General features: G+C 70.1%; 13 protein-coding genes. 6 read left to right on the top strand and 7 right to left on the bottom strand.

What is annotated here, in order from left to right:
• Positions 1-24: 24 nt before the first annotated feature.
• Positions 25-7971 carry an alpha/beta fold hydrolase gene (locus tag ACLHRZ_RS17785; RefSeq protein ID WP_490419424.1) on the bottom strand — a complete coding sequence of 2649 codons (7947 nt, stop codon included), beginning with the start codon at positions 7969-7971 and terminating at the stop codon, positions 25-27.
• A 263-nt stretch (positions 7972-8234) separates the two neighbouring features.
• Here ACLHRZ_RS17785 and ACLHRZ_RS17780 point away from each other — a divergent pair, with 263 nt between their 5' ends.
• The 5 genes from ACLHRZ_RS17780 to ACLHRZ_RS17760 all read left to right on the top strand — a co-directional run bounded on the left by ACLHRZ_RS17780 (position 8235) and on the right by ACLHRZ_RS17760 (position 13543).
• Positions 8235-8564, top strand: coding sequence for a hypothetical protein (locus tag ACLHRZ_RS17780; protein WP_490419423.1), 330 nt, complete (start codon positions 8235-8237; stop codon positions 8562-8564).
• Positions 8565-8626: 62 nt separating this feature from the next.
• Positions 8627-8821, top strand: a complete 195-nt coding sequence (locus ACLHRZ_RS17775; protein WP_490419422.1) for a hypothetical protein — start codon at positions 8627-8629, stop codon at positions 8819-8821.
• A 284-nt stretch (positions 8822-9105) separates the two neighbouring features.
• Positions 9106-9576, top strand: a complete 471-nt coding sequence (locus ACLHRZ_RS17770) for a hypothetical protein (RefSeq protein ID WP_490419421.1) — start codon at positions 9106-9108, stop codon at positions 9574-9576.
• Complete coding sequence (locus ACLHRZ_RS17765; protein WP_490419420.1) at positions 9573-12392, top strand: toll/interleukin-1 receptor domain-containing protein; 2820 nt, start codon at positions 9573-9575, stop codon at positions 12390-12392. The genes ACLHRZ_RS17770 and ACLHRZ_RS17765 overlap by 4 nt, the downstream gene beginning before the upstream one ends.
• Positions 12393-12760: 368 nt before the next feature.
• Positions 12761-13543: a hypothetical protein gene (locus ACLHRZ_RS17760; protein ID WP_490419419.1), complete on the top strand. Its 783-nt coding sequence runs from the start codon at positions 12761-12763 to the stop codon at positions 13541-13543.
• Between the two features lie 134 nt (positions 13544-13677).
• Here ACLHRZ_RS17760 and ACLHRZ_RS17755 read toward each other — a convergent pair whose 3' ends face one another.
• Positions 13678-14118 (bottom strand): hypothetical protein, encoded by a 441-nt coding sequence (locus tag ACLHRZ_RS17755; protein ID WP_490419517.1) that lies wholly within the window; start codon positions 14116-14118, stop codon positions 13678-13680.
• Here ACLHRZ_RS17755 and ACLHRZ_RS17750 point away from each other — a divergent pair.
• Positions 14004-14504 (top strand): TetR-like C-terminal domain-containing protein, encoded by a 501-nt coding sequence (locus ACLHRZ_RS17750; RefSeq protein WP_490419418.1) that lies wholly within the window; start codon positions 14004-14006, stop codon positions 14502-14504. The two genes, ACLHRZ_RS17755 and ACLHRZ_RS17750, sit on opposite strands and share 115 nt — an antisense overlap.
• 101 nt (positions 14505-14605) lie before the next feature.
• Here the strand turns inward: ACLHRZ_RS17750 and ACLHRZ_RS17745 are convergent, their stop codons facing one another.
• The 5 genes from ACLHRZ_RS17745 to ACLHRZ_RS17725 all read right to left on the bottom strand — a co-directional run bounded on the left by ACLHRZ_RS17745 (position 14606) and on the right by ACLHRZ_RS17725 (position 20613).
• Positions 14606-15082 (bottom strand): (2Fe-2S)-binding protein, encoded by a 477-nt coding sequence (locus tag ACLHRZ_RS17745; protein ID WP_490419417.1) that lies wholly within the window; start codon positions 15080-15082, stop codon positions 14606-14608.
• A gap of 12 nt (positions 15083-15094) precedes the next feature.
• Positions 15095-17476 (bottom strand): molybdopterin cofactor-binding domain-containing protein, encoded by a 2382-nt coding sequence (locus ACLHRZ_RS17740; RefSeq protein WP_490419416.1) that lies wholly within the window; start codon positions 17474-17476, stop codon positions 15095-15097.
• Positions 17477-17737: 261 nt separating this feature from the next.
• On the bottom strand, positions 17738-18622 hold the full coding sequence (locus tag ACLHRZ_RS17735; protein ID WP_490419415.1) for a terpene synthase family protein: 885 nt from the start codon (positions 18620-18622) through the stop codon (positions 17738-17740).
• A gap of 18 nt (positions 18623-18640) precedes the next feature.
• Positions 18641-19534, bottom strand: a complete 894-nt coding sequence (locus tag ACLHRZ_RS17730; RefSeq protein WP_490419414.1) for an SAM-dependent methyltransferase — start codon at positions 19532-19534, stop codon at positions 18641-18643.
• Positions 19535-19560: 26 nt separating this feature from the next.
• A complete protein-coding gene (locus ACLHRZ_RS17725) occupies positions 19561-20613 on the bottom strand; it encodes a polyprenyl synthetase family protein (protein ID WP_490419413.1) in 1053 nt (350 codons plus the stop codon).
• Positions 20614-20869: the final 256 nt, after the last annotated feature.

Here is a 20869-nt window from a genome sequence, read left to right as displayed (position 1 = left end):
CGGCTTGCTGAGAGTGGGACCGCATCACCTCTGCGCGTCGCCGGTGGCGGCCGTGCGTCGTGTGCCGAGCCATGCCCTGATGGCCTCCGCCGTCGTGTGCGCATGCTCCTCGGTCATGCTCCAGTGGTTGCCGGGGACGTCCACGCCGGTGTGCGGCACCGGCCAGTTCGTTCGCCACTCCCCCGCCCGCGTCCCGGGCGGCGGTTCGGTGGCGCGGAGCAGCAGGGTGAGGACATCGGTCGGTTCCGGCTGCCAGCCGCGGGCGATACGGGTGTAGGCGCCGAGGGCGGCCATGGACATGTCGTCCACGGCGGTGTCGAACCGCTCACCCAGCTGCAAGGGGATGCGGGCGGGCAGGGCGAGCAGCCACGGCTCGCTCTCCAGGTCCGGGGTGAGGTGGTAGGTGTCGATGAGGACGAGGCCGAGCGGTGGGGTGCCGGTCGCCGCGAGGCGTGCGGCCACCGCGTGCGCGGGGCAGCCTCCCATCGAGGAGCCGAGGACGGCGTACGGGCGGTCGCCGAGGTGCTTGCGCACGGTGCCGGCGTGCAGCTCCACGAGGGTCTTCCAGTCCCGGGGGACGGCGTCGCCGTGCTGGACGCCGGGGTGCTGGATCTCGAAGACGTCCCGTTCCCCGTCGAAGGAGGAGGCCAGTGTGGCGTGCCAGGGCCCTCCGACGGTGGGTGAGAATCCGGGAACGCACACGAGCGCGGGAGCGGCTGCGCCTTCGGCCAGCTTGAGGGGCGCGAGTTCGTACCGGGCGCTGTCTGTGTGGTCGAAGACGGGCAGGGCGAGGGAGGCGGTCATCAGCAAGTGCATCGCCGACACGATGTCGCCGGTCTCGCACACGCGCCGGTAGAGGGAGGCGAGGGTCTGCGACGGCCGTGCCGTTGCCCGTACAGCGGAGTCCCCTTCGAGCAGGGCCTGGCCCAACTCCTCGGCCATTTCCGCGGCGCTGGTCCGGTCGAACACGACGGTGGCGGGCAGTTGCAGGCCGGTGAGCGCGCCGAGACGGTTGCGCAGCAGTACCCCGGTCAGGGAGTCGAAGCCCAGCTCGGTGAAGGGGCGGCCGGGCGCCACGGCGTCCGCGCCGGCATGGCCGAGCACGGTGGCGACTTCCTCGCGGACGAGCTCGAGCAGGACCGGTGCCCGGTCGGACACGGACAGCGCGGCGAGCCGTTCGCGCCACGCTCCCCCGGAATCGCCGCCCGTCCCGGCTGCCGGGCGGGCCGGGCGCAGCAGCCCGCGCAGGGGCGGTGGCACCGGCTGCCCGGCTGTGTCCGCCCGTCCGGACCTCTCCAACAGCAGCGGAGCCAGCACCGGTTCACTGCTGCCCAGCGCGGCATCGAACATCGCCAGACCCTGTGCGGGGGAGACGGCGTGCAGCACGCCGTTCACAGTCCGGTCGGGGGCGGCGGTACGGGCCGCCATTCCCTCCCCGCCCGCCCACGGTCCCCAGGCGAGCGAGAGCGCCGGCAGGCCGAGAGCGGCGCGGTGCTGCGCGAGCGCGTCCAGGAAGGTGTTCGCGGCGGCGTAGTTGGCCTGGCCCGCGGTGCCCAGCAGCCCGGCCGCCGAGGAGAACAGGACGAAGTGCGAGAGGGGCAGGTGCTTCGTCAGCTCGTGCAGATTCCAGGCGGCGTCCGCCTTCGGCCGCAGCACCGCGGCCAGCCGCCCGGGTGTCAGGGCCTCCAGCACGCCGTCGTCCAGGACCCCGGCGGCGTGCACGACGGCGCTCAGCTCGTGCGCGTACGTCGTCACGACGGAGGCAAGCCGGGTGCGGTCGGCGGCATCGCATGCGATCACGTCCACGCGGGCGCCGGACTCCTCGAGTTCTGTCCGCAGTTGCCGCGCGGCCGGCGACCGGAGGCCGTGGCGGCTGACGAGGACGAGACGGCGGACCTCGTGCCGGGTGACCAGGTGCCGGGCCAGCAGACCCCCGAGGGCTCCGGTGCCGCCCGTCACCAGGACCGTGCCCTCTGCCGGTGAACTGGCCTGCGGAACAGGGGCCTTGGCCAGCCGGGGTACGCGCACGGCGCCCTCGACGAGGGAGAGCTGCGGCTCGCCGGTGGCGACGGCGGCACGCAGCAGGCGCAGGGAGTCGGGGCGGCCGTCGGTGTCCACGAGCGTGAAGCGCCCATGGTGTTCCGCCTGTGCGGAACGCACCAGGCCCCACACCGCGGCGGCCGGCAGGTCCGGCGCGGCAGAGGTGGCACCGCGGGTCACCACGACCAGGCGCGATCCAGGCGTGGCAGGAGCGGACAAGTGGCTCTGCAGCACGGCCAGGGCGCGCGCGGTCAGCGTATGGGTGTCCGCGACCGGGTCGGCGTCCGGGGAGGAGCAGGACAGGGAGACCACCGCCGCCCCCGGGGTGTCCCCCCGCCCGGGAAGCACGGCGCGGAGACCGAGGTCGTCGGGTTCCGCCGCGGACAGGAGCGGCCCGTCGCCGTCGGCCGGAACGCCGGTCCACCGCAGGCCGTACAGGCCCCCGGCCGCGCTCTCTTCCAGGGCACCGACGGATTCCGGTACGGGCCGGGTGGTCAGCGCATCCACCCGGGCCACCGGCCTCCCCGCGGGGTCGGCGAGGTCCACGGCGACCGTGTCCGGACCGGCGGTGCGGATGCGTACGCGCAGCGCCGTGGCGCCCACGGCGTACAGGTGCATGCCGCGCCAGACGAAGGGCATCCGGGCGGGACCGGTGGTCGGCGCGGCGAGCAGTGCCGCGTGCAACGCCGCGTCCAGCAGGGCGGGGTGAAGGCCGTACCTGCCGGCGTCGGCACTCGTCGCGCCGGGCAGTCGCACCTCGGCGAACACCTCTTCGTCCGGCCCTCGCCAGACGCCTGTCACGCCCCGGAAGGCAGGGCCGTACGCGTGACCGGCGTCGGCCAGGCGATCGTAGGCGCCCGTGAGGTCGACGGGCGCGGCGCCCGGCGGCGGCCACGCGAAAGCGCCGGAACCGTGGCCTGCCTCTGCGGTGGCCGGGCCGAGCCGCCCCGTCGCGTGGTGCGTCCAAATGCCCAGCGGGCCCGACGCCCGTGGGCGGGAGTGGACGTCCGCGGTGCGACGGCCGCAGGCGTCCGGTTCGCCGAGGACCACCTGTACCTGGAACGCGTCGCCGGTGCCGGACAGCGGCAGCGGGGCCAGCAGCGCGAGGTCCTCCAGGACGTCCAGCCCGCTCGCGTCGCCTGCGTGGAGCACCATCTCGGCGAACGCGGCGGCGGGTACGAGCACTTGTCCGGCGATGACGTGGTCGCGCAGCCACGGCTGGGCCGCGGTGGAGAGGTGGCCGGTGCACAACAGGGATTCCGTGCCGGGCACGGTGGTCGTCCCGGTCAGCAGAGGATGTTCCGCGCCGGCCGGTGCGGGGGCGCCGGTGTCCTCCAGCCAGTAGTGCTGCCGCTGGAAGGGGTAGCTCGGCAGGTCCACCCGCCGGGCGCCGCTGTCCGCGTACACCCGGGTCCAGTCCACCGGCAGGCCGTGCGTGTGCAGTCGGCCGAGCGCGGCCAGGATCGCCTCCGCCTCCGGCACACCGGCCCGCGAGGTGGCCGTGCACAGCAACCTCTCGTCCCCTCCCGCGGCGCCGGCCAGGGCAGCCGCCGTGAGCTGCGCGTCCGGTCCCAACTCCACGCAGGCGGTCACCCGTTCGCCGTTCACCAGGCAGTGCACCGCGTCCCCGAACCGTACGGTCTCGCGGACGTGGCACACCCAGTACGCCGCCGAGCGCAGATCGTCCCCCTCGGCCGGCCGCCCGCTCAAGGTCGACACCACCGGGATGCACGGCTCCCCGTAGGTCATTCCCGACGCGATGCGGCCGAACTCCGCGAGCATCGGTTCCATCAGCGGTGAGTGGAAGGCGCCGCCGACGCGCAGCCGCGTGGCGCGGCGTCCGCGCCCGGTGAACCGGGCGGCGACGGCGCGTACGGCTTCCTCCTCCCCGGAAATGACGACCGAGCGGGGGCCGTTCACCGCTGCAATCGCCACGCGCTGTGCCGGATCCGTCAGCTCTTCCGCCGCCTCGGCCTCGGTGGCTTCCAGGGCCACCATGGCGCCGTGACCGGGCAGTTGCCGCATCAGCCGCCCGCGGGCCGCGACCAATTCCACCGCTTCCGGCTCCGAGAGGACGCCTGCGACGTGAGCGGCTGCCAGCTCGCCCACGGAGTGCCCCGCCACGGCGTCGGGCCGCACACCCCAGGACTCCAGCAGCCGGAACAGTGCCACTTCGTAGGCGAACAGCCCCGCCTGTGCGAAGTCCGTCCTGTCCAGCAGAGCGGCGTCGCCGGTGTCCTCGTCCGCCCACAGCACGGCGCGCAGGGGCCGCTCCAGGCCACCGGTGCCGTCGAACCGTTCGCACAACGCGTCGAAGGAGGCCGCGAATACGGGGAGCGCGCTGTGCAATTCCCGGCCCATTCCGGGCCGTTGTCCACCCTGGCCGGAGAACAGCAGTGCCAGCCGTCCAGCAGGCGCAACCGGCCTCACCTCGGTGCCTGCAGACGCCAACGCGTCAAGCGCCCTCAGCAGCGCCTCGCGATCCCCTCCGGTCACAGCCGCCCGATGGGTGAGTGCCGCCCGGGTCGTCGCCAGGGAGAACGCGACGTCCAGCGCGGACAGCCGGGGCTGCTCCCGCAGCAGGGCCGCCACCTGCCCGGCCTGCGCGCGCAGGGCCCGCGGATCCGCGCCCGACAGCAGCAAGGGCGGCGTGATCCTCCCGCGCCCGGCCGGCACCTCCGCAACGGGCTCCTCGACCGCCTTTTCGATCGCCTCTTCCAGGATGACGTGGGCGTTGGTCCCGCCGATGCCGAACGCGGACACCCCGGCCCTGCGCGGGGCTCCGGGCCGGGCCGGGCGCCATTCCTCCTCGCGCGTCAGGAGCAGTACGGCACCCGACGACCAGTCCACTCGCGGTGACGGCTCCTCGCAGTGCAGAATGCGCGGCAGCCGTCCGTGGCGCATCGCCAGGACCGTCTTGATGACACCGCCGACACCGGCCGCGGCCTGGGTGTGCCCGATGTTGGACTTGAGCGCCCCGAGCCACAGCGGCCGGTCGCCGGGCCGCTCGCGCCCGTACACGGCCTGCAGCGCCTGGGCCTCGACGGGATCGCCCAGCGCGGTACCGGTGCCGTGCGTCTCGACGGTGTCGATGTCGCCCGGGGACAGCCCGGCGTCGCCCAAGGCCCGGCGGATCACCTCCTGTTGGGCCGGGCCGTTCGGTGCGGTCAGGCCGTTGGACGCGCCGTCGGAACCGACGGCCGAGCCCCGGAGCACGGCCAGTACCGGATGGCCGTTGCGCCGGGCGTCGGAGAGCCGCTCCAGCAGGACGACGCCGACGCCCTCGGCCCAGCCGGTGCCGTCGGCCGCGGCCGAGAACGGTTTGCACCGGCCGTCCGGCGCCAGGCCGCGCAACCTGCTGAACGCGACGAACGGCACTGCGGTGGCCATCACCGTGACGCCTCCGGCCACGGCCAGCGAGCACTCGCCGGACCGCAGCGCCTGTGCCGCCGAGTGCATCGCCACCAGCGACGACGAGCATGCGGTGTCCACGGTCACGGCGGGCCCGCGCAGGTCCAGGACATGGGCGACACGGCCCGAGGCCACGCTGCCCGCCGAGCCCAGCGCGAGATGCGCCTCCAACTCGTGCGGGCCGCGGTGCAGGAGACGGCCCGCGTAGTCGTCGTGCATCACGCCGACGAAGACGCCGGTGTCGCTGCCGCGCAGGGCCGTCGGGTCGATGCCGGCCCGCTCCAGGACCTCCCAGGCGGTCTCCAGCAGGACCCGCTGCTGCGGGTCGGTGGCCAGCGCCTCCCGGGGCGACATCCCGAAGAAGGCCGCGTCGAAATCGGCCGCCCCGCGCAGAAATCCGCCGCGGCGGGTGACGGACGTGCCGAGCCGGTCGGGGTCGGGGTCCGGGTCGAAGAGGCCGGGCAGGTCCCAGCCCCGGTCGACGGGGACGTCCGAGGTCGCGTCGACGCCGTCCGCGACGAGCCGCCACAGCTCCTCGGGCGAGGCCACGCCGCCCGGATACCGGCAGGCCATCGCGACGACGGCCACCGGCTCCGCCGAGGGCGTACGCGCCCTGCCGCTGCCGGGACGGCCGTCCGGGTCCGGGGCCGGGGCCGGGCCGCCGAGCAGCGCGGTCTGCAGGAACTCCGCCACGGCGGCGGGCGTCGGGTGGTCGAACACCAAGGTCGCGGGCAGCTCCAGGCCGGTGGCCGTGCCCAGCCGGTCGCGCAGCAGTACGCCCCCGAGGGAGGTGACCCCGAAAGCGGTGAAGGACCGGCCCGGTTCCAGGTCCCGTTCCGGCACACCGCTCGCGTGCGCCGTCGCGGCGAGGACGAGACGCAGCACGGCGTCGTACCGCGCGGGCGGGGCCAGTGCCGACAGGCGCCGGCGCAGGGCGGCCGCCGCGGCCTCGCGTGCCGGCCCGAGCCGTTCGGCCAGTTGCCGGGCCAGCGCGGGACGGTCGGTCTTGCCGGAGGGGGTGCGGGGCACGGAGTCGGTCTCGTACACCTCGTCGGGCACCTTGAAGCCCGACAGCCGCTCCCGGCACAGGGCGCGTACCCGGTCGGTGTCGACGCCGCGCTGCGGGCCGGCGACCACGAACGCGACCGGCACCTCGCCCAGCACGTCGTGCGGCCTGCCGACGACGGCCGCGTCCACGACGCCTGGACAGGTGAGCAGCACCTGCTCCACCTCGACCGGGTTGACGTTCTCGCCACCCCGGATGATGAGTTCCTTGACCCGGCCGGTGACGCGCAGACCGCTGTGCCCGACGCGGCGGCCGAGATCCCCCGTGCGATACCAACCGTCCCTGAACGCCTGCGCGGTGTCGTCCGGACGGTCGTGATACCCGAGCATCAGGTTCGGGCCGCGGACCCAGATCTCCCCCTCGCCCCCGTCGGCGACATCGCCACCGCCGGCCGGATCGGTCAGCCGCACCTCGACACCGGGCACCGGCACACCGCGATGGCCGGCGCCTCCGGAGCCGTCGAGCCGGTCGACCGTGATCTTCCCGCAGGTCTCGGTGCTGCCGTAGCCGTCCAGCAGCGGTACGCCGAGCAACTCCTCGACATCCGCCCGCAGTTCCGGCGGACACGGCGCACCCGCGGTAACGCACAGACGCAGGCCGGCCGACGGCCGGGAGCCTTCCCGGACCGCGCTCGTGAGCAGGCGGTAGGTGGCAGGCACGCCGGCCACGATGGTGAACCGCTGTTCGGCGAGCGCCTTCGCGACGCTCGCACCCCGGTCGAGGAGGTACGCGCTCGCGCCCACGGCCACCACGCCCAGCAAGCACAACGAGTGGGCGTAGGCGTGGAACATCGGCAGCGGCCACAGCAGCCTGTCCGGCGGCTCCAGTCCCCACAACGGGGCGTAGGCCGCCGCCACGGACCACAGCGCGGTGCGCTGACTGGAGACCACGCCCTTGCTCCGCCCGGTCGTGCCCGAGGTGTAGAGGATCCATGCCGCCTCGTCCAGGCCGAGGTCGTCCCGGGGCGCGCATCCCGGATCCGACCCGGCGAGCCGTTCGAAGTCGTGCGCGGTCTCTCCGCTCGGCACGGCACCCGTGCCCGCCACCAGGATCCGCGACCGCAACCCCGGTCGTACGGCCGCCAATCGCGAGACCCGCGGCAGCAGCGTCTTCTCCGTGACCACCGCCGCTGCCCCGCTGTCGTCGAGGAAGTACGCGAGTTCGGCGTCCGTGGCCCCGGGACCGACCGGAACGCCCACGGCCCCCGCCCGCAGAACCGCGAGGAAACTCTCCACCGTCTCCACCCGGTTGCCCAGCAGCAGCGCCACCCTGTCGCCCCTGCGTACCCCCAGCCGCACCAGGTGGCCCGCCAGACGACCGGTCCGCTCCTCCAACTCCTGGTACGTGACACCCCGGCGGGCGTCCTGGAAGGCGGTCTTCCCTCCCACGCGTGCCGCGTGCGCCTTCAGCACGCCAGGCAATGCACGGATCAACTCGCCGCGGATCTCCGTCATCCCCACCCCTTCGGCGAACTCCTCGTCAAGAGCAGGATGTTGACACCACAGCGCCTCTCGGATCCATGCCAACAGACTACAGACGACGAGCCGTTCGGCATCGCTCCCGGACCGTCGGCCCTGTCGTGGCACCGCTGCCGAATGAAGCATGAACGCAGAGAAAACAGGACGTGTACGGATCGGTCGAACAGGGGACGATGGCCCCGGGGCCCGGTCCGCCGCTGCCCGGCGGGTGGACGGCGGCCCGTAGGAGGTCCTGGAGGATGGACGCACAGCCCCTCGCCCCGCCCGAGGTGAAAGGGGCGAGGAACGGCGCGATCACCGCACGTGCCGACGCCCCGCGGCTCGTCGTACAGGTCGGCCCGTACCCGGGCATGTCCGCCGGGGACGAGGTGCGCCTGCGCTGGGACACCGGAGTCCTGCGCACCTCACTGGTCGACACCCGGCTCGTGGACGCTTCCGCCGTGGGCGCGAGCACGGTCTTCCACGTCCCCCGGCCCGCGCCCGGCAGGGTCCGGGTCAGTTACGTGATCGGCCGCACCGACGGCCGGTGGAGCATCTCCGCGCACACGACCGTCACCATCACGGCATGACATGAGGCGGAGCACCAAAAGCCGGTCGGGCCGGCCGATCCCCGGCTGATACCGCCCGGGCCGTGGCCGACCACCCGATCGCCGTCCGGGCCGGCGGACGGCCCGAGGAGCGGCGGGCCGTCACCGAGTACGCCCTGAGGGACCCCGACTCGGTCCAGGAGTACGGCAACCAGGCCCGCGATCAGCTGCGCAGCCCCGTCGTGGACGAGGAGCACGAGGCGCACTCAGCCGGATTTCGCGCAAGTTCTCCCATATGACACATCTGCCCGAGTAGAGTTCGGAGTTGCTTCCCAGTCGATCAGCCTCATTCCGACACAGGGGGAATTCAATGCCTTCCAGCGCTTCCGGGCATTTACGTCGGCAGCATTCGTGGTGCACGCCCGGCTCGGCAGTGGCTCGGATCGCGGTGCCGGCCTCGGCTCTGGCGATGGCATTCGCCGGCGGATGCACACACGGTACGAGCGGATCGGCCCACTCGGCAGCGCCCTCGCCCGCCTCGTTTCCGTCCAGTCCGCCGGACACCGCACAGTGTCCGGGTACGGTGCTCGATCACCGGGACATCAAGCATCCGGACCTCGGGGCGGTTCGCGTATTCCTGGTCCGGCGGACCGGTTCCCACGACCCGAGCGGGTGCATCGCGTCCGTCACCAGCAACGGTCACGCACTGGTATCCATCGACGTGGACATCTACGAAAAGGACCTGCACTTCGCCGCCCCTGCATCCGACGCCACCAAGAACACCTTCGTGATCTACAACCCCGGACGCTATGACGGGGTACTGGTGCTCGTACCCGACAAAGACGGGTTCGAGGACATCGGCTGGAGCGACCCGGGGGACCACTACAGGGGCGGGAGGCTCGCTTATTACGACGCACGGCTCGTCGGCCCCGGTGGAGATGGTCAGTACACGATCGCCAAATCCGGAAACTCGTGCAACCCCAGCTGCGCCGAAGGCGCCATCACGAGAGTCATGTTGCATTGGAACGGCCACGAATACCTGCCGGCCGCATGAGGGCGGGACGCCTTTCCGTTCCACTCCGGTTGCCAGGCCCGGAATTCGCTTGGCTGCGGTCACTCATAGCCCGCCACGGTCGAATAAGGACCGACCTCGGATACGGCGCATTTCTCTCCTACAGCGGGGATCGCGACCGACGATGGCTGCCACACCTGCAGCGGGCGATCGAAAAGCAGTCCCGGCCCTGGTACAAGCCACCTCGGATCAGAGTCTTCCTCGATGACAGCGGTGTATCGATCGGGCCGCAGCTCCGGGAAAAGATCGAAGCCGGCCTCGCCCGCTCCGACTGGCTCGTGGTCATGGCATCGCCGGAGTCGAAGGCATCGGTGTGGGTCGACCGGGAAATCGAATGGTGGCTGAAGCACAAGGCGGTCGACACCATCCTGCTCGTGGTGACCGCAGGGCAGTTGGTATGGGACGAGCAACGAGGCGACTGGAATCCGGAACTCTCGACGGCACTGCCCACCCGCCTGTCGGGAAAGTTCAAGCAGCAACCCGTCTGGAAGTCCGCAGTCCTCCGCCGCCCCGACAACGGTGCCGATCCCGCGCCGGATGTCGACAACGTCGCACTCGGTATCGCAGCCGTCGTACGCGGCCTTCCAGAGGACGACCTGAAGTCGGAAGGCCTCCTCGACACCAGACGCAACCTGCGGACGGCCAGGATCACCGCGGCCGTGCTGAACCTGCTCCTCCTGATCACGAGCACGGTGTCCGTGATCGCACTGGTCGCACGTGCCGAGGCCACCCGCCAGCGCGACCATGCCGTCGCGCAGCAGTTGATCAGTCAGAGTTCCCTCCTTGCGACCCGTGACCCGTTCGGTGCCCGGTTGAAAGCGTTGGCAGCATGGCGGATCGACCCGACTCCGGAATCCCGCCTCGCAGTTCTCAACGCCGCCGTCGACCCGGAGTCCGGCTTGCTCGCTCACTCCTGGCCCGTGAGAGCGGTGGCCTTCAGCCCGGACGGCAAGACCATTGCTTCCGGAAGCGGCGACGGCATCGTGCGGCTCTGGGATGCGGCAACGCAGCGGAAGATCGGTGACCCATTCGTCGGGCACAACCAAGGCGTCACGTCGCTAGCCTTCGGACCGGGCGGTAGGACTCTGGTCAGCTCAAGTTCCGACGGCACTGTCCGACTCTGGAACGTCGCCGACCACACACAGATCGGTGACCCGTTCAACGCCCATGCCGGGATGGTCCATTCGGTCGCCTACAGCCCTGACGGCAGGACTCTCGTCACCGGTGACGAGGGCGACTCCGGGACCGTACGGACATGGGACGTGGCGACACATCGCCAGATCGGTGAGCCACTCAGAGTTCACGACCTCTACACAGTAGCCCTCAGCCCCGACGGCAGAACCTTCGCGACCGGCGCCGGCAACAAACTACAGCTCTGGGAGGTGAGTTCCCATGCGCCAATCGGCAAGGCACTGACGACAGCCGGCTACGGAATCTCGTCCGTCTCCTTCAGCAGGGACGGCAAAACCATCGCCGCCGCCGATGCCGACGGCAGCGTCCGGCTCTGGGACACCACCACCCGAGCCCCGGTCGGGAAGCCGTTCACCGCCGGCGCCGGGAGGGCCGAGTCGGTGGCTTTCAGCCCCGACGGCACGATGTTTGCCACCGCGCACGAAGACGACAGTGTGCAACTCTGGGACAGAGCGCGGCACATCCGGATGGGAGCACCGTTCACCGGCCATACAAGCAGGGTCTTGGCATTGGCCTTCAGCCCGGACGGATCGACCCTGGCCAGTTCGAGTGATGACACCACGGTTCGGCTGTGGGATGTCCGCACACAACGGCAGATCGGAACATCGGTCGACACCGGGGGTCAACTGGCGACGGCGCTCAGCCCTCATAGGCAGATCCTGGCCGTTGCGGGATCCGGCGACGCTGTGCACTTCTGGAACGTTGCCACACTTCGCCAGATCGGTGATCCGCTGGTCACCGGTGGCATGGGCGTGGGCTCCGCAATGTCCTTCAACCCCGACAGCACTGTGCTGGCGACCAGCTCCTTCACAACACATTACGATGTGAAACTCTGGAACGTCACAACCCACCGCCAAATTGGCACGTTACTGCCCAACCACGCCAGCTCCACTGGCGCAATGGCTTTCAGTCCCGACGGCAGGAGCCTCGCCAGTTCCGGCAAGGACTCCGTGCGCATATGGAATCTGGTGACGCACCGTCAGATCGGCACGGCACTCGATGGCAGAGCACTGAGCGTCGTATTCAGCCCCGACGGCCGCACGCTCGCCACCAGCACCGACGACGACACAGTGGTGCTCTGGGATGCTGCCACACATCGCCGTATCGGGGAGACGCCCCCCAGTCACACCGCGCAGATCAACGCGGTGACATTCAACGCCGACGGCACGATGCTCGCCACCGCGAGCCGTGACAGTACCGTCCGGCTCTGGAGCGTGGCCACGCGTCAACAGGTCGGGGAGCCGCTGACCGGTCATCGCAGCGGTGTCACGTCCATTGCGTTCAGCCCCGATGGGAAGACGCTGGTCACCGGCGGCATGGATCACACGGTCAGGCTCTGGGACGTCGCCACCGGGCAGCAGATCGGCGGGCCGCTCGAAGGGCACAGCGCTGACGTCACCGGCGTGGGATTCGGTCCCGCCGGCAAGACGATTGTCAGCTGGAGCAAGGACAATACGGTGCGCCTGTGGGACGTCGACGCGACAGTGGACCCGGCGCACTCACTGTGCGAGTGGGCAAGGGGCGCAATCAATGCCGACCGGTGGCGCTCCTACGTACCTTCGGGCCCCGCTTTCCGGCCGCTCTGTCCGAAGTCCGGAGCAAGTTGACTGGATGGGCTGGATCCCCGGGTTTCCTTCGCCCTGCAGGAGCGGGAGGCAGCCGGCCGTGGGCGGGCCGAGGAGCTGCGGGAGGAGGTAGCACTGGCGGCTGCGGCGCCGGAGGCCGCCGAGACAGCCGGCGTCCTCGCCAGGCACCGCGAGTGCATCAGCCGGCTGCCGGTGCAGCCACCGTCGGCCCGCACCGGGGTGATGTCTGGACCACCCGTCGACGGCGTCGAACAGCTCGGCGGCCGCGCGACCCGCTCCTCCGGGACATCGGCCCAGGATCACGCGAATGCCGCCGCAACGCCGGTGAGTTGACGTCCTTGGCGCTATGTTCTTCCTGCATCGGAATTCGGCGGGGAACGGACGCGACGATGAGCAACCAGCTATTGCAGCCCGGCGCCCGGCCCGCGCATGGGCGACGGATCCTCGACAGCGCCCTGCTGCGGCTCGTCGCGGCCACGGCCGTCGGCGCGCTCACAGGACTTGTCCTCTTCAGCCTCACCCAGGTGACCGGCCGCAGCCTCTTCGTCATCACCGGCGGCGTCGCGGGCGCGGTGGCCGTCCTGGTCGTGCAGTGGTATCAGCGCACGGCTCGCCTCACCGAGGTCAAGGTCGCCATCCCGCAGCTGAGCGAGCTCACGTTCACCGTCAACAACGACTCCCGCCAGGTCGCCTGGCAGATGTTCGTCGAAACGGTGACCCGCGTGTCCACGCAGCCCCTGGCCAGTGACGAGGGAGTCGTCCGGGAAGCACTCACCTCTGTGTACGGGCTGTTCGCCACGACGCGCGGGATCCTCAGGACCGCCCGTCCCTCGGCCCCCGTTCCCGGCGGGCAGACGGTCGAGTACCTCGCGATCACCATGCTGAACCGCGAGCTGCGGCCGTTCCTGTCCCAATGGCACTCCCGGCTGCGGGAGTTCGAGCATGCTCATCCCGACAGCCCGGAGTCCGACTGGGAGGGCAATGCCGCCTGTCGGGCGGAGCTGCAGCGGGTGCAGCGTGACATCCACGCCTATGCGGTCGGCTTCGCCCGCCTCGCCGGCGTACGGGAAGCCGAGTCGATGATCGGCCAGGTACCCGCACCACGCGCCCCCGACGACCGGTCCGAGAGGAGCGGCAGCCCCGCGGCGGGCAGCACCCGGGACCCGCGCTGAACGCCCCGGAGGCAGGGGACGGCGTAGTAGGTCATGAGGTCCCTCCGCGCGGGGATGTGGGCGCTGGCTGAACCATGCGGGCAACGTTCAGGTGATGGGACGGGCGGATCAAGGGCAAGGGCTGGGCGGGTGTGTCAGTGGCCGGGGATGGGTGGGGGCACCAGCGGGGCGTCCTTGAGCGTGAAGCCGCCGTGTTTGACGGGCCAGGTGGCGGAGATGGCCATGCACTTGGGCAGAAGTGGCCCTGTCGCGGGGGGTACGCTGCTGCCGACCCGGGAGTGGCGGCCGTTGACGTAGAAGCTGACGCCTTCGCGTTTGCCGAGCTGGTCGTGCAGGTCGGGTGAAGTGCGCACGACGATACCGGTGACGGTCGCGGTCGGGCCGCCGGTGGTCAGGCAGTCGACCTTGAGCTGCTTCCAGGAGGTGCTGTGCAGGCCTCCGGGCACGTAGAACCGGTGCTGTGCCCAGACGGTTCCCCAGGCGCTTGCGGGAAAGGCACCACTGCGGGCGGTGTAGGTGGCGTGCGCGTCGACGGCTATCTGCAGGTCGTTGTAGGGCAGGTGGTAGGAGTCCACGTGCGCCGCCCCTGGCGCTGGCCCGCACCATCCAGACCCGCCTGACCGCCCCGGCAGCACGAGATCTGACACCGGCGCTGATGAGCGAACTCGCCGTCAACCCCGAACTGGTGACCCGGTTCCAAGACACCTTCCTGGCCGCCGAACACGCCGAATTCGCCGAAATCATCGAACGAGCCGTGGCCCGCGGCGAGTTGGCCGGGCCCGTCGACCCCGCGATCGCCCACGTGCTCCTGGCCGGCTCCTACTCCGCCGCCCTGTACATCCTCCATCTGCCCGTCGACGATGCGATGGTCGCCGACCTCGCCACCGCCGCCACGGCCGGCATCACCGCCCTGGCCGACCGGCACGACAGCGACCCCGACGGAGCCGCCGAACCGTCTTGACAGGGCTTGGGTCACGATCCCAGCCTGGACAACGGGTACGACGAGCTGCTCGGCGAGAGCAAAGACGAAGCAGATATCCCGCACCGGCCTCAGGCTCGGGCCTAAAAGCGCTGCGCCCCCTCCCTGATGGCCTCGCGGATGCGGTGGTAGGTGCCGCAGCGGCAGACGTTGCGGATCTCGTCCAGGTCGGCCTCGGTGATCTCGCGGCCGGCGGCGCGGGCCTGCTTGACCTTGGCGACCGCGGCCATGATCTGGCCGGGCTGGCAGTAGCCGCACTGGGCGACGTCGCGCTCCAGCCAGGCCTCCTGCATGGGGTGCAGGTCCCTGCCGACGGTGGCAGGAAGCCCCTCGATGGTGGTGATCTCGTCATCCGGCCGAATGCTCTTGACCGGCACGGAACAGGGGTTGAACGCCTTGCCGTTGATGTGGCTGGTGCACGCCTGGCAGACGCCGAGTCCGCAACCGTACTTCGGCCCGGTGACGCCCAGGACGTCGCGCAGCACCCACAGCAGCCGCACATCGTCCTCGACGTCCACCGTGACGGGCTTGCCGTTGAGGATGAAGGTGTGTTCGGGCACGGTCGCTCGTCTCTAGTAGGCGCGGTCCAGGCCGTCGGTCGGCGATTGCGGGATCGGGGGGACGGTCGGCAGCGGCTCGAAGCCGAGCGGGCCGGAGTGGTTGACGGGGAACGTCGTCGGCATGGTGCCGGTGGCCGCGCCGTAGGCACAGGCGACCGCGGCCGACGCGGCGCCGACCGCCAGCTCCCCCGCACCGCCGGGCTTCCCGCTGGTCGGCGGCATGACCACGATCTCCAGCTCGGGCGGGGTGTTCCACTGACGGGTGTAGAAGTAGTTGTCCCAGCTGCCTTCCAGGAACGCGCCGTCCTTGAGGTGCAGGCCCGAAGTGAGTGTGATGGCGATGCCGTCCATGATGCCACCCATCATCTGGACCTCCAGGCCCTTCGGGTTGATGGCGAGGCCGACGTCGACGGCGCAGACGACCCTGGTGACGCGCGGTCCGGTGCAGGCGTCGGGTATGTGCCGTCCAGTGGTCTGCGGGCGGCAGTCGATCTCGGCGAGTACGGCGACGGCTCCGTGGTATTCGGGGTGTACGGCAATGCCCTGTGCCACGCCGGGAGGCAACTCCCTCCCCCAGTTTCCGACTTCCGCGACCTTGTCCAGAACAGCCCTGGCCCGGTCGTCCTTGATGAGCTGCCGACGGAGCTGAAGGCGGTCCTTGCCCATCTCGTCCGCGAGCCGGTCGAGAACGAGCTCCTGCGCGCACCGGACGTTGGGCGAGTAGATGCCGCGCATGCTGCCGGTGTTGAAGCCCTTGTCCACCTCGTTGAGGAACTGGGTGTGGAGCCCGAGGTCGTAGGGCGTCTGCTGGGTGAGCGTGAAGATGGTCTCGGAGAAGGTGAGGTCGCCGACGGGCAGCTTGGCGGCCGACGCGGTGATGATCTCTCCGAGGCCGTGCCCGAAGTCGGTGGACACGGAGGTGTGCCGCTGTTCGTACGTGAGCACCTTGCCCAGGGCATACGTGGCCCGTATGCGCGAGGTGGCCATCGGGTGCGTACGCCCCTGGCGGAACTCGTCGGTGCGGTGCCACATGAGCTTGACCGGCTTGCCCATCGCCCGGGAGATCTCGGCGGCTTCGAGCGCGGCATCGGAGAACAGTTTGCGGCCGAACGAGCCGCCGCCCTCGGTGACATGCACCGCGACCGCACCGAGCGGCAGGCCCAGCTTCGCCGCGATCTTCTCCTTGGCGACGATCGGTGACTTCAGGGACGCCCAGATCTCGGCCCGGTCCGGCCGTACGTCGGCCACCGCGCAGTTGGGCTCCAGCGCGCTGTTGCTGGCGAAATGGAAGGTGAACGTTGCTTCGACAGTCTTGGCGAGATGGTTCAACCGCGGTACGGCCAGGGGGATTTCCGCCCTCTTCAGCTCCCGCAGAACCGTTTCCTCGGACGCTCCCTCCGCCGTCCCGGGGCCCCAGGTCACCTTGAGCGCACGTACCGCGTCGATGCACTGACCGAAGGTACGTGCGCGTACCGCCACACCTGTCGAGATGACCGCGACGTCGGTGACGCCGGGCATCGCCCGTACCTCCGCGAGGTTCTGCACGGACCGCACCGTGCCGTTGATCGTGGGCGGCCGGCAGACCATGGCCGGGTACGCGCCCGGCACCTGCAGGTCCATGGCGAACTGCTTGCGGCCCGTCACGCTCGCCAGCGCGTCGACCCGGTTGCGCGAGGTGCCGATGACCGAGAAGGAGGAGCGTGGTTTGAGGTCGGCGGCGACTCGTACGGTCTTCTGGCTCGCGGCCTTCTCCGCGAGCGAGCCGTAGGTCGCGCTCCGGCCGTCCCCGGTGGTGACCACACCTGCCGCGACGGTCAGCGTGGATATCCCGGCGCCCAGCACGTCGGCCGCGGCCTCCAGGAGGCGCCTTCTGGCGATCGCGGCGGCGACGCGGACCGGAGTATAGGTGGAGATGGTGGTGTTGGAGCCGCCGGTGAGCTGGTTGAAGAGCAGCTCGGGGCGCGCGTCGGCGAGGGTGACGCGGATCTTCTCCAGTGGCAGGTCCAGTTCTTCGGCGATCAGCATCGCCGTGGAGGTGGTGATGCCCTGGCCCACCTCGGCGCGGGGCAGGGCGAACGAGGCCGTACCGTCCGCGTGTACCTGGATGGTGATGAGGCCGGCCGTCGGCAGCGTCGCGTCCGTGAGCATGTCGTTGAAGTCGAACAGCTTGGTCAGCTCGGGGAGCGAGGCGGGCGCGGCGTGTGCCGGAGTGGTATCGGCTGCCGCTTCGCCCAACTGGGCGGCGACAGCGAGGGTCGGCGCCGCCAGGACGTAGCCGAGGAACCTACGGCGGCCGATCCCGGCATGGGGGTGCGGGGCATCCGAGGCGCCCGGGGCGCCCGGAGTCGTCACTCCGTCCTGCTCCTGCGGCAGACGATCGTGAACGTCCATCATCTGTCCTTCCACAGAGCATGGTTGATCAACCTACCGGATGGTAGCGAAAGCATGCCCACGACAGAAACAACGGGGGCCTGCTCGCCCACGGGCCCCTCCGGCCACGCGAAGCAACGGTGCCGAAGACGCATGGTGGCGGATTCGCACGCCACGGCCACACCGTCATGGGGCCTGTTATTAGTGCTGCTTCGCGGCCGGTGCCCGGGCCGGGAGTCCTGGGCTGTGACAAGCGGCCGCTCCTCGGGGCCGGGGAAGCAGAGATCACCAGGCCGTCTGCGTCCAGCAGCGGTGGTAGCGCAGCGACCGCTTCATGAAGAACACGGTCCCGCTGTATACCAGGTGCAGGTCTGTGCACATCTGCTCGAACTCTTCCTGGCGGGACAGGCCGCGCCGTACGCGGTGGTATCGCTCTCGCATGCTGTGGTACAGCTCCAGGCAGGCGTCGAGGGCTTGTTGTGCGGTGCATCCGGTGAGGCGCTGGTGGAGGGCAACAGCGTTGATGCGGTCGCCCTTCTGGCTCATTTCTCTGGGTGCGCCGAGGATGTCGTTGGCCAGCCGTGCCAGGGCTGAGTGCAGGCAGAGGAATTCCTGCGTCTCGGGCACGTCCAGCAGCGGCGCGTAGGTGCGTCCGGCCCCGGCGGCGGATAGTTCTGCTGCCAGTTGCATGCTGTCTTCGCCGCCGCGTTTGTACTCCAGATAGGCGTCGAGTGAGTTGAAGGAATCGCGCGGCGCGCGTTCGAGTACCGCCTCGGTGGCGTGTCTGATGCGCTGGGCGGGGTCTGCCTGAAGGGGGGCAAGCAGGCGTTCGAGCTTGCGGGCGATCGCTTTGCCCAGATCTGCTGCTCCGCCGGCGTCGCCTCTGTCGAGCCGGTCGTCGCGCATGACGAGGAACAGGTAGAGGGGGATTCGGGCACACAGCTCGTCCTGGCCCGCAAGCGGCCAGATGCTGGAGAACCATAGGCCGATGTCCTCCTGTTCCAGCATTCGCCGCTCTGCAGGGGCAAGTTCCGCACAGGTGGTGATGACCTCTTCCGCAACCCGGGCGATGGCCGGGTAATGGGGGTTGATCAGGGTCTCGGGCTCGTCGGGGAGGTCCGGGTAGTGCATGCCATATGGGCCGGGTGCGCCTGGTGCCAGTGGCTTCATCGGTCTCTCCATGCAAGGTCAGGGCGAGTGGGAGTGCACAGCCCATGCCGAAGCGCCGAGGGCCTTGCGGGCTATCACGCGCAGGTAGTTGATTCTTCCGCTGCGGTAGCCGTCCAGGTAGGTCTGCTCGATTCCGGTGGTGAGCGGGGAGGCCGAGCGCAGTTCCCAGTAGGGAATGGCTTCCTGTGTCAGGTCGTCCGCCTGCTGGGGGATGAGGCCGGCGTCCAGGAGGGCGCGGAGGTAGGTGCTGCGTCGGTGGGTGTGGCAGTGGTAATGGGTATCGATCACCTCGGCCTCCGCGGAGGTGGGGGCGACTGCGTCGTTGCGGCACCAGGAGATCAGGACGTACGTGCCACCGGGTATCAGGAGGCGGGCGAACTCGGTGAACGCGGCAAACGGGTCGACGTACATGGTGGTTTCGTTGGTGATGACGTGGGTGAAGGTGCCGGCCTCGAAGCCGGTGTCGCTCATGTTCCCTTCGTGGAAGACCACTTGGTCTTCCACCCTGTGCCGACAAGCCTGTTCACGACAGAAGACCGTCTGGTAGGTGGAGAGATTGACACCGTCGACGCGGCAGCCGTGGCGTCGGTGCAGCAGGAAAGCCGTCCCGCCTCGGCCGGATCCCGCATCCAGGATCCGGCCTGTGCGGCCCACAGTGCCCAGCGCGTTGGTGATCAGGTTGGTGACCTGGGCGGTCTCCATCCGGTGTAACTCCGTGTTCACCGCCTGGCTGCGCTCGGGCTCAGCCAGATCGAGGATGCTGTTGTCGAAGTCGCCGACCGCGAAGTGGTGGTGGTACAGCCCGTCGATTTCACCCAGTCCGAGGTTGATGGCGTCGTCGCGCTTGTTGTCGTAGTAGTCGAAGGCGGCGCGGTCGAGGTCACTGTGCACCGCGTCGGACGGTCCGCTCATCGCAGGGTTCTCCCTCGCAGGCGGATTCAGTGGCGGTGGTACAGGGCCTGACGGGCCAGGGCCACGATGGCCTCGCGCCCCTCGTCGGTGAGGGGAACGGGGTCCAGGACGGCGAGCGCCTGCTCGAACCGGCGGCCGATCTCGTCTTCGATTGCCTTGTCCGCGCCTGTCTGACGCAGGATGCGCCGGATCTCCTCAGCACCGTCCGCGTCCAGGTCTTCCCGTCCGTACAGGGCCAGCAGCCGGTCGCGTTGCCCCTCGTCCGCCTCGCGCAGGGCGTGGGCGAGCAGCGCGGTGGCCTTGCCCTCGGCCAGATCGTCGAAGCTGCCCAGGGTGCGCCCGTCCCCGAACGCGCCCAGCAGGTCGTTGCGGAATTGATGGCCCTCGCTGAGCAGCTGACCAGCCTTCAGGAATGCTTGGTCCACTGCTTCGTCGGCACCGGCCAGTGCCGCCCCCATGCGCAGTGGCGGAGCGATGTAGTAGACGCCGTTCTTGTAGTGCGCGATCAGCACCGCTTGCTCGTACCGGAAGTCGCGCCGGGCGTTTGTGACGAGTTCGAGGATCTGGCCGCAGCAGGTGTCCCAGTTCGTCCTGTGCCACAGGTCCCGCACCCTGCCCAGGCCGGTGACGGGAGAGAGGCTGTCGAGCAGCGCCATGGCCCAGTCCTGACACAGCACTCCCAAAGCGATGGCACAGGAGTCGCCGTAATGCGAGGACGATCCGTGCCAGCCCTCTTCCGCGTGCAGGCCGGCCAGGAACGCGCGGGCTGCCGGCTGTCCCCGGCGCATCACGCCACGGTCCATCACGTCGTCATGGAGCAGAAACGACGTTTGCATCATCTCCAATGCCGCACCCACGGTGTACACGGCCTCGGGATTGCCGTTGCCGCCGGCTGCACGCCATCCCCAGTAGCAGAACCGGGAACGGAAGCGTTTCCCCGTCGGGTTGCCGGCCAGCCTCCTGGCCGCCTCGAAATGATCACTCAGGCCCAGTCCGGCGAGCAACGGCTCCTGACCTTCGAGAAACCGCACGATGATTGCACCGACCTCTTCGCGAACTTCGTCCGGCTCGACAGACATCAGCCGCTCCCTGGTCCGGGACGGGATGGAAGGGCAACGACGAACCTGTCGTTCGCCGGCTCCCCCATCAAACACTACGAGCAACCGTGGCAAGTGGTGTCGGGAACGCACGAGCAGACATCTGGCCACTCTGCCGGGGAGTTGGGCACACGATGCAGTGATGAACCGGTCCCCGACCTCGTACTCCCGGATACGGCCGGGCCATGTGTGACAGCCCTTGGAGGCAGGTGTTCGCGCCAGGCCGCCCAAAGGCACG

The organism is Streptomyces sp. AM25, from assembly GCF_058146165.1.
This window is presented reverse-complemented; position numbering and strand designations above follow the sequence as displayed.